Consider the following 14,043-nt stretch of genomic DNA (forward strand, 5'->3'; position numbering starts at 1 on the left):
CTTCATTAACCCATGCGGCCGAACAAAGTGAACACGGAAATCCCGGCGCAAACGATCAGCGTCCAAGTTCCTATTTTCAACCATCCGGGAAAAGGGATGCTGCGCAGTATGGTCCATCCGAACGGAATAAAAGCGACGGCAAGCCCTCCGGCTGCCGCGATGGACCATGGCGTCGTTCCTTTCAAAACGCCGAGCGGGAGTGCGCTGGCCAGTGCCAGTGCTGCGGATTGGAACAAGCCGAGCGTTCCGGAACGGTAAGAGCCGATGGCCAGCACGATCCATCCTAAGATGATAGCCAGATTAAAAGTGCTGTAGATGTGGAAGGCACCGTACGCATCTCCGACCGTGTTCACCGCCTGACCAACGCCGCCCGTTTTCACCAGCTGAAAAGCCAGATGGTCGACTCCTGCATGGAAGGTGCGGGCAAACAGGCCTGAAATGGCGAATAATCCGCCCCAAAGCGCGAAGCGCGGTTTCGAAACGCCGATCGACTGGACCAGCAGCAGGACGGCCGGCCAAAGCATGATAATCCCGGCCCCGAACAGGCTGTACGAAGCCGTCATTTGCAGCGGATGCTCGTCATAAGCTGCCAATTGGTCGGGAAAGAAAAAGTGATACGGTGAGCGGAGCAGGATGCCCGCCAGAAGCAGTATAGGCGAAACGATCAAGGCGATTCCCCCGGCCCACGGTCCGGGAAATCTCTGCTTCGCCACTGCTGAGGTCAGCGCTATTTTACCATGTCCTTGCATAAAATCTCTCCTTGTTCTTTGCTGTTACCAAGCCCGGTAGTGTTCATTATAAAGGAGTCAAAATGCATCAAAGCTTACGGTATCAGGAAGAACCTAACGATTTTGTCACATTGGGCGGAAAAGCTGGAGGCAGGGGAGGATGTCGTTTACAATAAGGATACGATATAAAGTGCGTGAGCAAAGGATGAACCGGATGAACATGAAAATTTTGGTCGTGGAGGACGAACCCGTAATCCGGGAGATAATCGGGGACTCGCTTGCGAAATGGGGATTCGAACCGATCCTGGTCAGCGATTTCGAACAAGTGATGTCTTTGTTCAGTGAACAAGCCCCTGGACTGGTCATTCTGGATATCAACCTTCCAAAGTTCGACGGTTACTATTGGTGCAGCCGGATCAGGGAGGTGTCCAAGGTACCGATCCTCTTTTTGTCCTCGCGGACGACGCCGATGGATATGGTGATGGCAATGAATATGGGAGGGGACGATTTTATCCAGAAGCCTTTTCATATGGATGTGCTGATGGCCAAGATCAATGCAATGCTGCGAAGAGTGTACTCCTACCTTGATGTACAAACCCATGTTATCGAGCATCAAGGCGTACTGCTGAACCTGAACGATGGGGATGTGTCCGTCGGAGAGCACCGGGCCGAGCTGACCAAAACTGAATTTATCATCCTGAACATGCTGATGCGGCATGCAGGCACGATCGTCGGACGAACGAAGATGATGCGGAGCTTGTGGGCGGACGAAAGTTTTATTGACGATAATACGCTTACCGTGAATATTGTCCGAATCCGGAAGAAGCTGGCTGACCTCGGGAAGAAGGATTATATTGTGACCAAGAAGGGGCAAGGGTATCTGATACCATGAAATTTGTGGACTATGTAAAGGTCAAAATCGGGTTTATCGCGTTCTACATCCTGCTGATGACCGTTGTGACGCTGTTTATGTATTTGGATTCGGACGGCTCTTCCGGAATAGGAAACATGGTATACTTGAATGTTATCTGTTTCGCCGGTGCCGCGCTGTACGTGGTGATCGGCTACTATTACCGGAGACCTTACTATCGGATGCTTCAGCAAATGAAGATCAGTAAAATGGAGGAAGTAACAGCCCTCCTTCCCGAACCGCAGCATCCGCAGCAAGCAATCGTTAATGAATGGGCCAGGCGGCTTCAGCGCCTGCACTCTGACCAGCTGCAGCAGCAGCTTCATGAGAAGAAGGATCATCAAGACTTTATCATGTCATGGATTCATGAAGTAAAGCTGCCGATTACCGCGTCCAGGCTCCTGCTGGAGAACGGTATGACTCACAATGCGGAAGCTGTCATGGACAAGCTGGAGGACGAGATCGACAAAATCGATCATTATGTGGAGCAAGCACTTTATTATTCACGGATCGACTCGTTCAACCGGGATTACTTGATTACCGAAACCGCGCTGGAGCCTCTGATTAAAGCAAGCGTCAAGAAATACGCCAAGCTGTTTATAAACAAGCGAATCCAGTTTCAGATGGCCGGCAAGCCACTTTTCGTTCATACCGACGGCAAATGGCTGGGTTATATGATCGACCAGATCGTGTCCAACGCGCTCAAATATACCGGCGAGAACGGCCGCATCCTGTTCCGTTGTGAGGAGGATGCCGCTGAGAAGCGGCTCGTTATTGAAGACACGGGGATTGGTATCAAGGCGGAGGATCTGCCGCGTGTTTTTGATAGAGGCTTTACGGGCGGAACGGGCAGAACCGAAGCCAAATCCACGGGTATGGGGCTCTATTTGGCCCGTCAGATGGCCCTGAAGCTCAGCCACCGCCTGACGGTTGATTCTGCCGAAGGTGAGTCGACTGCGTTTACGCTGCATTTTCATAAATTTAAGCAGGAATAGCGGACATATATAGCCGGTTATTCATAAGTTTTCTCGTAGAGCTTTAATATAATTTGGGAAACAGGATGGGATTAGGATGAAAAAAAACGCAGCCACCATGTTCAGCAAAATCCGTAACGCCATTAACACCACGATCGTGTCCGAGCTGGAACAGCGCGGCATCGAGGGCATTGTCTCCTCACACGGGGATATTTTGTGGGCGCTGTATATCCAAGACATGCAGCCCATAACCGTGTTGAGCGAAAAAATCGACCGGACGCAGCCGACGGTCACTGTGCTCGTAAACAAACTGGAGAAGCTGGGATACGTCCGTAAAGTAAAGAGCAAGGGAGACAGCCGCATGACGCTGGTTTCGCTGACGCCAAAAGGAAAAGAATTGGAGCCGGTGTTCCAGGAAGTATCCGCCCGTCTCAACGAGACCATATACGGCGGACTTTCCGACAAGGAGCAGGTTCAGCTTGAATCCCTGTTGGAGCAAATATTCAAGAGGTTCTAATGCTTCGTCCGCAAATATATAGACATCTATGTAATTATTCGGTACACTGTAATATATAGATATCTATGTAAATAGTGAGGAGGTATTCTTTATGAAATGCGAGCAAAAACATACGACGATTCACTACGAGATTCACGGCAACGGCAAGCCGGTTTTGCTGCTGCATGGGTTTTCCTGTGATCATCACCTCATGACGGGATGTATGGAACCGGTGTTCAAGAGCCAATCCGGCTGGAAAAGGGTATATCCGGATTTGCCGGGAATGGGGGACAGCACCGTTACAGACGGTATCCAGAGTACGGATGATATGCTGGAGGCGCTCGATGAGTTTGTTGGAGAAATTTTGGGGGATGAGCCTTTTATTTTGGCTGGAGAATCTTACGGCGGCTATTTGTCCAGAGGACTGCTCAAGAAGCGTCAGCATCAAATCGAGGGTCTGCTCCTGATCTGTCCAACAGCGGGACAGGCGAAGCACGACGCGCCGGCATTTCAGCTCATTGCCCAGGATGAAGAGTTTATGTCGCAGTTGAACCATCCGTACGCGGGTGAATTTAGCGGAATGCATACGGTACAGGACGAGTACAATTGGAGCCGGTTTGAACGGGAAATTGTGACCGGGCTCAAAAAAGCTAATCGGCCGTTTCTGGAGCGTTTACGCCAGCGTTATGATTTCTCGCCTGAAATGGAGAAGCTGGACACCCCTTATGTGAAGCCCGTGCTTATTCTGGCCGGCCGGCAGGATCATATCGTCGGTTACCGGAATCAGTGGGCGTTTGCGAACGAGTATCCGCGGGCAAGCTTCGTCATGCTTGATCGGGCTGGCCATAATCTGCAGATCGAACAAAGCAGGTTATTCCACGTCCTGGTGGAAGAATGGCTTGATCGGGTAACCGAAGAGCAGGAAGCCAAGCACAGAAGAGCGTAACCAGGATGCGTTCAAACTAGATTTTTTTCAACACAGCATATTTTCACAATGACCAAACTCCCGATAGGGGGTCTTTTTTTCTGGAAGGTACCTTTTCCAGCAATAGCCCGATCCTGATAAATAACCGTTGCAAGCTTTATGGACAGAGGAGCTTCCCCAGCGCTTTTCTTGACGGAAGCGAAAATATTGATTATCCTTATATTTAATAAACATTAAATTTAATACGCATATAAAGGGTGGTTTTTCTGCAGCTCGATAAACTGGTCAATTATTATAAGGCTTTAGCCGACCGGAACCGGATTCGGATTCTGGTGCTCCTGTCTCAAGAAGAAATCAACGGAATGACCCTTGCGGAGAAGCTGGGTGTCACCCCTGCGACGATCACGCATCATATCGCCAAATTAAAGGAAGTCGGGGTTGTCATGGAGCGCCGGGAAAAGAACGTGTCGTACTACCGGATTTCGCAGGACATGATCGAGCGTACGGAAGGACAGCTGCTGAAGCTGATCCGCAATTATGAGCCCCAGGAGGATCAGCCCGGGCCGCAGTTGTCCGCTAAGAACGAGAAGCTTCGGGACACCGTGCTCAAAAGCTTCATCATGGATGACGGCCGGCTGAAGAACATCCCGGCACAGCTCAAGAAAAAGCTGATTGTGCTTGAGTTTATGGTGCGAAACCTGGATATGGGACGAAAATATACGGAGAAGGAAATCAACGAGTTCATTAAAACGTATCATCCCGATTTTGCCACGATCCGCAGGGAATTCATTATGCATCACTACCTGTATCGTGAAAAAGAAATCTATGAGTTGAATCCGGTGGAAATGTGGGAGAAATGGGAGTATCTCTAGGGAGGCGGTTACGTGCTAGTAGACCCATTGGAAGTTGTGGAACGCTGCGATACCCCGCGCGGCGAAATTCAGCTCCAGCGCCGGGGCTGCGAATACGAATTGATCAGTAACGGTACGTTTCTCATGGCCACCTATAACGGCGAGTCGGAAAAAGGGCTTGTCCGTTCGGCCATCGATGCCTGCGCCAAAGACGGGATGACTCTGCTGATCGGAGGCTTAGGTGTCGGCTATTCTTTGGGAGAGGCGGTGCATCATCCGCAAACCGGTCAAGTCACTGTCGTGGAAATCGAAGACCAGGTCATCGCCTGGAACCGGACTTATTTGGCGCCATTTTCCGGAAACGCGCTGTCCCACCCAAAGACGAGGGTCGTATGCGCCGACCTGCTGAAATGGATATCCGAGACTGACGAGACGTTCGATGCGCTATGTTTCGACATCGATAACGGGCCGGATTGGACGGTGTTTCAGGACAACGAAAGCCTGTATTCTCCGGAAGGGTTGAAGGCGCTTACCCGCCTGCTGAATCCCGGAGGCGTCATGTCTTTCTGGAGTGCCTCGGCGTCTCCGGCATTTAAGGCGCTCCTCGAGTCCCGTTTTGCCGGCGTGGAAGAAATTCGCATCGAGCAGCCGCGGAACGTCGAGCCGGATGTGGTGTACATAGCCAAAACTTAAACTAGTAATCGTGCAGCGCTTTATGGAAAAAAGGTTGAACCTGTGCCTGCGGTATGGTAAATTAAGGGCATTCAAGTCATGAAAGGGTGACCTTAGGCCAATGATCTACTAATCCTATCCACACAAAACAATCGTTTGAAACGATGTTTAGGATAGGATTCGTGCGGGCTTTTTTAAGTTGTCATGCCTGTTAGGCATGTGCTTCTTAAATGCGGGATCATGGCGCATTCTCTTGACGAGAGGATTCAGCGGATTTCCATGCGTATACAGCCTCCTGTCCTGAACATCGGGACAGGGGGCTTTTTTGTGTGGCAATGAGGCTACCGAATACGCTATCCAATCTGCTGAACAATCGAAAGGAGTGACTTGCATGCCAGGTCCTAATCCGAACGCGAAGTATCCGATACCCGGGGACAACAATATGCAGTTTATCAAAAACGTGATCACGATGCCGAACCTGATCGCGGGAGATTATTCTTACTACTATGCGATCAATGGAGAGTCGTTTGAAGATCAGGTGCTATATCATTACGAATTTCTCGGAACCAAGCTAATTATCGGCAAGTTTTGCTCGATTGCCGGTGAGGCGCGTTTTATGATGGATGGATGCAACCATCGGATGGACGGCTCTACGTTTCCTTTTAATATTTTCGGAAACGGCTGGGAGGCCCACACGCCAACACTAGATCAGCTCCCGATCAAGGGGGATACCATTGTGGGAAACGACGTCTGGATCGGACGAAGGGCAACGATCCTGCCGGGCGTGAAGATTGGCGACGGAGCGATCATCGCGGCCGAAGCCGTTGTGACAAGGGACGTCGAGCCTTACACCATCGTCGGCGGCAACCCCGCGAAGGAAATCCGCAAGCGCTACGCACCCGAGGTGATCGCCGAGCTGCTGGAGATCCGCTGGTGGGATCACGACATCGAAGAAATCGAGCGGTTCATGGGCGCCATTGCCAGCGGCGACATGGATCTGCTGCGGCAGATGGGCAAGCCAATGCTGCCGGAAGGAGGCATGTCAAATGAGAATTGAATTGGTGGAATTCGCCTTGCCTTTGCCGGACTCGGGGCCGTACGGTATTGCGGCCGGCAGAGATGGGACTGTGTGGTTTACGGAGCAGAAAAGGAACCGGATCGGAGTCCGGAATGAGCGTGGCGAGTTTACCGCGTTTGACGTGCCGACACCAAATGCGGGGGTGATGTCGATCCTGTGCGACCGAAACGGGGATCTTTGGTTTAATGAATATCATGCCGGGCAAATCGGCCGGATGACGCCAGGCGGAGAGTTCAAGGAGTATAAGCTGCCCGACCCGGGCTGTGCGCCGTTTGGTCTCGCTGAAGGGCCTGACGGGGCGATCTGGTTCACCGAGATGATGACCGGTCGGATCGGCAGGCTCAGCCCTGGGGGTGAAGTGACCGAGTACAAGCTTCCCCATGAGGGTGCTTTTCCATCGTTCATCACCACAGGCAGTGACGGGAAGCTGTGGTTTACGGAAAACCAAGGGAATCGGATCGGCACCATCGACACAGACGGTTCAGTGACTCACTATGCGCTTCCAACGCCAGGTTCCGCACCGGTGGGGATTACGGCGGGCCCAGACGGCGCGCTGTGGTTTGTGGAGATCGCCGGGAATCGGGTCGGCAGAATCACGACGGACGGTGAGATAAGCGAGTATTCGCTGTCTACCGAAGGGGCGAAGCCTCACGCGATCACGTCCGGAATCGGCCAGGACCTTTGGTTCACGGAATGGGGTGCGAACCGGATCGGCCGCATCACCGTGGACGGTAAACTGACCGAATATGACATTCCGACACAGGGGTCGGAACCGCATGGCATCACTGTGGCCGCGGACGGCACGGTGTGGTTTGCCGAAGAATGCAATCGTCTTGGACGATTGACGATCAAGTAAAGAGTGCGAAGCAAAAGTCTCAGGATCATCCGTGACCTGAGGCTTTTTGGTATGAAAATGACATATCTTTTTCTGTCCGTTTATTCGGAATAATGGACTAAGTGGATGCTCCACGAGTACTAATTTTTTAACTATTTTTGTCGAAAGCCTTGTAAAGCAATATTAGATATATTAAATATAGATTGTATAACAGCAATGGAGAACCTCGATTCCGTTCGGCGTTCAGCATGGCGAGGTTTCGAATACGGGCCGGGAGTAGGGTGTTTCTTTCAATTGCCAACCAAATCAGCGTAAAGTTGAGGTGTATTGTTCATGCTTCGAAAGTTCACCACGGTTTGTCTCGCTGCGGTCTGTGCACTGTCCATCTCCATGGGCGCGTCCGCCGAATCGGCGGCAAACCCCTCATCCTCATCCAGCGGCATCAAATGGCCGGAATCGCAAGCGCTTCCAAGCTTTGCTAAGGTGAAGCATCTGGACGTTGCGGACGTTTATGACGCCCCCGGAGACGTCAAGATCATGCTGGCGACCCTCCAGGGCATCGTCAACCGAAACCAGCCTCGAATTTATTTGCTGGAGAGCCAGGAAGAAGGCAAAATGACTTGGCTGAACGATCTCAAGGTGCCTTATACGGTGCATGACGATCCTTGGGAACTGGTAAGCGATTTTAAAAAAGAAGTGAAGGGAATCATCGTCTATGATCCGAAAGTGCCGGACAGCATTAATGTGGCGACAACGCTTGCCGGGCTGAAGGATGCGGTGGTCGCCAGCCCGGAGCTCAGCGCCAAGCTGACCGCAGCTCCTTACGGCTTGAAAGTGCTCGATGATTTGCAGGGCAAGTTTAAGGATAAATTGGATGCCTACACCTGGCAGTACGAAAATTTGTGGAAGCAGACGACGCACCGGATGCTGATCGGGCTGAGCCCGGATGTGTCGGTGAAGCTGCCTCCGGGACTCCCGCAGTCGTTCAAAGTGGTGGCTGAAGAGAAGACGCAGGAGCGGGATGCGAAGAACCGCAAGATCTATGACCTGGATTTGACGTCTTTCCTGGGTACGGATGCGGTATACCTCCGCTTTGAGGATGCGTTCCAGCAGGACGGATGGGGATCGGCCGTTCATGAAGTGACCGTGAAGGCTGATGGCCAGACGATCGCCCAGTTCGTGCCCGGAACCGACGATGAGAAGCCGTTCCTGTACGACGCTCAAAGCTCGCAGCTTTCCGAGGGAAGCGGTGGACACCGGTTCGCAGACAACGGGCGGTACTTTGTCTACGAATTTAAAGTACCTGCTGGTACGAAGTCGTTGACCGCTTCGGTGGACATGTGGAACCAATTTAAGGTGCTTGCGGGCAACGAAGCTCCGCCTTCATCGGAACAGAAAGAGCCGTACGGCTATCTCCGCGATTATGCGGTCGCCAACAAGGCGATGGTATTCTGGCTGGGCACCAATACGCCTGAGCAAAAGGCATTGTTTGATAAGATCCTTGCCGATGTTCCTGCAGGAACACCCTACCTCGGCTGGTTTAGCAACGATACTGAAGGCGAGTTCAACGGGGTAGAGCTGTTATCGAACCACAGCATCTACGTTCTCGCTGCCGACTGGTTCAGTAATCTGACCGTATTTTCCGGTACGGAGAACAAAGGCCAAGGGCCGCTTCCGTCCGACAAGGTCAAGACACCAAAGCTCGAAAATAAAATTTATGTGACGTACACCTTCAGCGAAGGCGACAACTTCCAGTATAACCAGCACCGGATGCGCAATTTGTGGGATGATCCGAACCGCGGTAAAGTGCCGATCAACTGGACGTCCAGTCCGATGCTGTACGACGGGGCACCGGCTATGCTGAACTACTACAGAAGCACGGCAACGGCGAATGACCAGCTGATCGCCGGACCTTCCGGCGGCGGGTACTTCTACCCGAACGCTTGGCCGGAGAATACGCTGCCTGCATTCCTGAAGAAGACGTCCTCCTACCTGAAAAAGACCGGAATGACCGTACCCTACGTACTGAACCGCGTTGCGAACCAAAACGTTCCGCTAAGCGACTCGGTCGTCAAAGCTTATGAGGATAACTACCGTCCAAACGGACTGCTCCTGAGCTGGGAAGATCATTTCGGTGTGGAAATCCTGAATGGAAACCTGCCGGTATCGACGATCCAGGGCATTAGTACCGTACAGGACGGACAAAAGATTCTGGCGGACGCCAAAGCAAAGTGGGATGGCAAATCTCCGTTGTTCGTATCCCTCGGGCTGCTGGCCTGGAATATGACGCCGACCGATGTGGTGAAGCTGACGGATTCGCTCGGGCCGGAATACCAGCCGGTGCTGGCGGACCAATACTTCTCCCTCATTCGGGAGGCGAATCATCTGCCCAAAAAGCCGTAAATCAAGGACAATAATAAAAGCGGTCAATGCGAAAAGGCGTTGGCCGCTTTTGGCATTTCATCAGGGATAAAATTTCATATAACTATTGACAATGGATCCGGGAATCCATTATCTTTATGATTAAAGATGAGTGAGTAACTCACTCATTATAAAACGAAAGCGGGGAATTCATATGAGCAATGCTTTGGTTCATATCGTGATGCGGAAAAGAAATCAACAAAAAAATGCGCGGCTGCTTCGTATAACAGCTTCCGAAGGAATCGCTGAATCCGGCTTTGTGCGTATTGGCGGGATTGAACAATGGGTGACCATCCGGGGAGAAAACCGGCGCAATCCGATACTGCTGTTTATTCATGGAGGACCGGGATCGGTGTACTCCATCTTCAGTCCACTGCTGCGTTCCTGGGAAAAGGATTTTACGATCGTGCAGTGGGATCAGCGGGGTGCGGGGAAGACCTTCCGGCGCAATGGCAAACAAGGCAGCGGATTGTTGACCTTCGACCGATTGGTGGAGGACGGGATCGAGTTATCCGAATATCTATGCGGCAAGCTCCAGCAGACAAAGCTAATTCTGGTTGGCAGTTCGGTCGGCAGCCTTACCGGCATCATGATGGCTGCGCACCGTCCGGATTTATACCACGCTTATGTAGGGACGGATCAGAACGCTCCCGATCCCGAACACGTCGGGCATCGATTGCTGCTGGAGGCATTCCGAACTTCGGGCAACAAGAAGGGAGCCGAACTGCTCGAGCGTATGGGGACCGATCCTTCTACCTGGAACAGCAGGGATGTCGATACACGCAACCGGCTTATGGTGAAGGCAATACGTGGTGTGCCTAATATGATCACGGATTTGATCATGCCTTCGATGCTGTCATCTCCGGAACACACGATGAGGGACATGTCGGATATGTTTAAAGGTATGAAATTTTCCGCTGAAGCTCTTCATGAAGACATGGTCCATTTTGATTTTGACAAGATCGGATATCGCTTCGAGCTGCCTGTGTTTATTGTTCAAGGGGATTCGGACTTTATTACGCCGACGGCAACGGCCAAAGCGTATTGCGGCCGCATTGATGCCCCTTACAAAGAATTCGTGCTCATCCATCAGGCCGGCCATTTGGCGTGCTTTTCCCGGCCGCAACAGTTTTACGCATTTCTGCAGAATAAAGTCCTCCCCTTGGCGGTGGCTGGGGAAATGAAGCAAGCACGGTGATCCAAAAGGAACGTCATGGTACAATAGGGATACATTATTTTTTGAGAGATTGGAGTTCGGAGTCTATTGTCGCCATTAAATAAGGAACAGCTGGCCCATATCCGGGATGAGAGGAAAAATCAAATCAAGCAGGCCGCGACAAAGCTTTTTGCCCGCAGCGGCTTTACAGGAACGAAGACCAGCATGATCGCGGCGGAAGCCGGCGTCAGCGAGGGGCTGATTTATCGTTATTTCACGTCCAAGGATGAGCTGTTTACCAGCATCGTCCAGGAGCTGATGGAGGAAGGGCGGAGAGAGACGGGGAATGTGCCGAGCCTGCCGGGCACGCCATATGAGCAGATTCAAGCGCTGACGGAAAATATGCTCAGCGAGAACAAATTTGCTTTTATGCTCATTCTCCGCGCCGTCCGCAGCCTTGACGCCATTCCCAAGGACGCCGCAGACATTCTGAAGGAGCACTCGGCGGATGCCATGATCGAGCCGCTGATTCCTTTGTTCGTGCAGGGGCAAGAGGCCGGGGAGTTTGCCGAAGGCGATCCTCGCGAGCTGCTTCACTGGTATTTTTACATCGTGAACGCCTTGATCGTCGAGGAAGCGGATGAGAAGCCGTATGGAACACCGTCGGCGGAAATGCTGATGAGGATGCTGAAAAGGTGATCGTAATGGAATAGGGATAAAATCATAACTTCCGGACAACACCTGCCTGTACACCTCCTATCAATCTAGCATAGGATACCGTATCGGAGGTGGTGAAGGCTATGTTGTACGAAAGTCGCAAACTCGCCCAAGGAACCTCGTTTGAAACAACGATGCACATTTTTGACGGTGATGCTCCTGGTACTGTTTTCATGATCGTGGCAGGCATTCATGGCAGGGAAGTGGGGAGCATTCGCGCCGCGCAGAAGCTGGTTAGACAGCTGAAAAACGGCGATTGGACGATTGAACGGGGCACGCTGATCGTAGTCCCTATTGCCAACCGGCCTGCTTTCAAAAAGCGAATCCGGGGCAAGCCGGATTTGAACCGGACGTTCCCGCGCGGTCCGTCAGGCCGTACAACGCATGAAATGTCGCGTGCTTTGTATAAAATCATGCGAAAGTATAAACCTGCCTGGTACCTGGATCTTCACGAAGCCAACGGCCTGTCGTCCGCGAGCACAGACGTGCTGGGACAGACGCTGATTACGGATTCAGGTAGCCCGGCTGTACCCGCTGTCCGGAGGGTGATCAAGCATATGAACGGGAGGGTGGTCCGCCGTTCTCATCGTTTTCATATCCGGATGCACAAGCTGAAAGGCTCTTCCCGGACAGCCGCGGCAGATCGGCTAAAGGCCAAAGCGGTAACCGTTGAAACGTGCTGGAGCCTCGACATGAACATACGGATCAACTACCAAACCGAGGTGGTACGATCATTTCTTCGGGAGGCGGGCTTAATTTAAGAGATGGTTTAACGCAAAACATCGTTAGACGGCAAACGACCGGTCAGGATGACTCCTGATCGGCCGTTTTTGATTGTGTGATTTTATGCAAAAGCAGCTGGATAGAGCTTATTCCGCATCAACGAAGAAATTCCGGCTGCCGATTTGAACATCCTGAACATTTGGTTTTCCATCTTTGCCGGTGTGGATAAAAAAGACGTAACGTTCAACTGTACCGCCAGTAAACTTGAGGGTAATCGTATTTCCCGAAATGCTGTACGTACCCGTTCCGCTAGACCCCGCGGAGCTATTGGTTGTTCCGGAACCAGCCTCCTGTGTACCAAGGGTGAAGTTGTCGGCTTTGAACGTACCGTCGGTTTGGAAAGTCAATCGTTCCTCCCATGCCGAGGAGGCCGAATTTACTCCAGCCATTCCCGAATAACCCCTATACACGTAACTGCCGTTTAGTTTATGGTTGGACGCAACCGGCGTTACTCTCTCGAGAAGCACATCGTCAATGTACAGGTTTCCTAAGGACGATACCCGAATCGTGTGGGTTGTTCCGTTACCCAAAACCAGCTTACCATTGGTAATGGAATAATCTCTGGTGTAATAATCCCAGCAAGCTCCTCCGCACTCATAACCGCCTGGGTCCAAGCGCATGCCAACATACATTCCTTGAAGCTTATCAAGCTGTACCGGTACGGCCGGTGCTGATTCATCGCCGTCGTTTTCCGTTGGTTCCGTGCCAGCCGGCGGATTTGCTGTCGTATCTCCTGCGTGCGCAAGAATCTCCGCCGCCTGTTCTTTGGTCAGTCCAAGCTGTTTCAGCATTTGTTCCGAAAATATTGTGATTTCGCGATTTTTGGCATCCCATACGACAAATCCGCCAGTCGCCTCGCCGACAAATCTTAGAGGTACAAGCGTGTTTCCACGGACGCTCCGCGCGGGTTTATCCAGGGATACTTTTTTTCCGTTCACAGTAGCTTCCTTGCTGTTCAGCTGCAGGGTAAAAGACAGCGAATCTTTCTGGCCTGTGATGGTTTGATTACGCGGGTCCCAGTTCAGGGAAATTCCCATCGACTCGAACAGCGGGCGCATTTGCACCAACATAGTTCCCCCATCCACCACTGGGTCCACTGAAAAGTTGACCCACTTTGTATCCACGGCGACTTTGATTGGTGAGGCGGCTTCAGCATGAGCCGATGTGCCACTCCAAATCCCCGTCAAGAGCAAGGAAATGAACGCCATGATGAGCGCAGCTGCTCCGGTTTTCGATTTTACGGTTTGAATCATCTTTCCTCTCCTTTTCCCAAATAAGTTACAGATACGACATTTCGGCGACGACAACCATGTGTATGTGTAAAATGGCCGATTATTCCCGGACGCTTCCGATTATAGTTCGATTTGGATGTGCAAGTGAGGTCCATAGTTCCTTTTTTTTACATATACGTTATAGGTCGAAAAGAAGAAAAAAATTTGCATATCTGCACACGGTTTGCCACGGTTGCAGATGTGCCGGATGTTGATTGGCAATGGT

Annotated in this window: 14 protein-coding genes; 12 read left to right on the forward strand and 2 right to left on the reverse strand. The window is 51.7% G+C overall.

From position 1 onward, the window contains the following. Positions 1 to 5: 5 nt before the first annotated feature. Entirely contained in the window at positions 6 to 749 is a 744-nt protein-coding gene (locus KI379_RS10285; protein ID WP_212983484.1) for a hypothetical protein, read from the reverse strand. Positions 750 to 948: 199 nt separating this feature from the next. On the opposite strand from KI379_RS10285, the gene KI379_RS10290 reads away from it, so the two are divergent. The 12 genes from KI379_RS10290 (at position 949) to KI379_RS10345 (ending at position 12,524) form a co-directional block, all read left to right on the forward strand. Then, a complete protein-coding gene (locus KI379_RS10290) occupies positions 949 to 1,620 on the forward strand; it encodes a response regulator transcription factor (RefSeq protein ID WP_163873510.1) in 672 nt (223 codons plus the stop codon). Further along, complete coding sequence (locus KI379_RS10295; RefSeq protein WP_212983485.1) at positions 1,617 to 2,633, forward strand: sensor histidine kinase; 1,017 nt, start codon at positions 1,617 to 1,619, stop codon at positions 2,631 to 2,633. Before KI379_RS10290 ends, KI379_RS10295 begins: the two co-directional genes overlap by 4 nt. Before the next feature lie 76 nt (positions 2,634 to 2,709). After that, positions 2,710 to 3,129, forward strand: coding sequence for a MarR family winged helix-turn-helix transcriptional regulator (locus tag KI379_RS10300; RefSeq protein ID WP_212983486.1), 420 nt, complete (start codon positions 2,710 to 2,712; stop codon positions 3,127 to 3,129). A 91-nt stretch (positions 3,130 to 3,220) separates the two neighbouring features. Further along, the gene (locus KI379_RS10305; RefSeq protein WP_089546948.1) at positions 3,221 to 4,054 is read left to right on the forward strand and encodes an alpha/beta fold hydrolase; all 834 of its coding nucleotides are present in this window, start codon (positions 3,221 to 3,223) and stop codon (positions 4,052 to 4,054) included. Between the two features lie 245 nt (positions 4,055 to 4,299). After that, complete coding sequence (locus KI379_RS10310; protein WP_076169394.1) at positions 4,300 to 4,905, forward strand: DUF2087 domain-containing protein; 606 nt, start codon at positions 4,300 to 4,302, stop codon at positions 4,903 to 4,905. Positions 4,906 to 4,917: 12 nt separating this feature from the next. After that, positions 4,918 to 5,577 carry a spermidine synthase gene (locus KI379_RS10315; RefSeq protein ID WP_244879241.1) on the forward strand — a complete coding sequence of 220 codons (660 nt, stop codon included), beginning with the start codon at positions 4,918 to 4,920 and terminating at the stop codon, positions 5,575 to 5,577. A gap of 370 nt (positions 5,578 to 5,947) precedes the next feature. Continuing rightward, positions 5,948 to 6,613: a streptogramin A O-acetyltransferase Vat(I) gene (gene vat(I) / locus KI379_RS10320; RefSeq protein ID WP_212983487.1), complete on the forward strand. Its 666-nt coding sequence runs from the start codon at positions 5,948 to 5,950 to the stop codon at positions 6,611 to 6,613. Further along, positions 6,603 to 7,490, forward strand: a complete 888-nt coding sequence (locus tag KI379_RS10325; protein ID WP_212983488.1) for a Vgb family protein — start codon at positions 6,603 to 6,605, stop codon at positions 7,488 to 7,490. The genes vat(I) and KI379_RS10325 overlap by 11 nt, the downstream gene beginning before the upstream one ends. Positions 7,491 to 7,802: 312 nt before the next feature. Continuing rightward, a complete protein-coding gene (locus KI379_RS10330; protein ID WP_212983489.1) occupies positions 7,803 to 9,872 on the forward strand; it encodes a GxGYxYP domain-containing protein in 2,070 nt (689 codons plus the stop codon). Between the two features lie 172 nt (positions 9,873 to 10,044). Further along, positions 10,045 to 11,088, forward strand: coding sequence for an alpha/beta fold hydrolase (locus KI379_RS10335; RefSeq protein WP_076166926.1), 1,044 nt, complete (start codon positions 10,045 to 10,047; stop codon positions 11,086 to 11,088). Between the two features lie 66 nt (positions 11,089 to 11,154). After that, positions 11,155 to 11,745: a TetR/AcrR family transcriptional regulator gene (locus KI379_RS10340; protein WP_076166923.1), complete on the forward strand. Its 591-nt coding sequence runs from the start codon at positions 11,155 to 11,157 to the stop codon at positions 11,743 to 11,745. Positions 11,746 to 11,846: 101 nt separating this feature from the next. Then, positions 11,847 to 12,524 (forward strand): succinylglutamate desuccinylase/aspartoacylase family protein, encoded by a 678-nt coding sequence (locus KI379_RS10345; protein ID WP_076166920.1) that lies wholly within the window; start codon positions 11,847 to 11,849, stop codon positions 12,522 to 12,524. Between the two features lie 108 nt (positions 12,525 to 12,632). Here KI379_RS10345 and KI379_RS10350 read toward each other — a convergent pair whose 3' ends face one another. Then, on the reverse strand, positions 12,633 to 13,799 hold the full coding sequence (locus KI379_RS10350; RefSeq protein ID WP_212983490.1) for a stalk domain-containing protein: 1,167 nt from the start codon (positions 13,797 to 13,799) through the stop codon (positions 12,633 to 12,635). Between the last annotated feature and the right edge of the window lie 244 nt (positions 13,800 to 14,043).

This window comes from Paenibacillus cineris (assembly GCF_018333335.1).
Classification (GTDB): Bacteria; Bacillota; Bacilli; order Paenibacillales; family Paenibacillaceae; genus Paenibacillus_AQ; species Paenibacillus_AQ favisporus.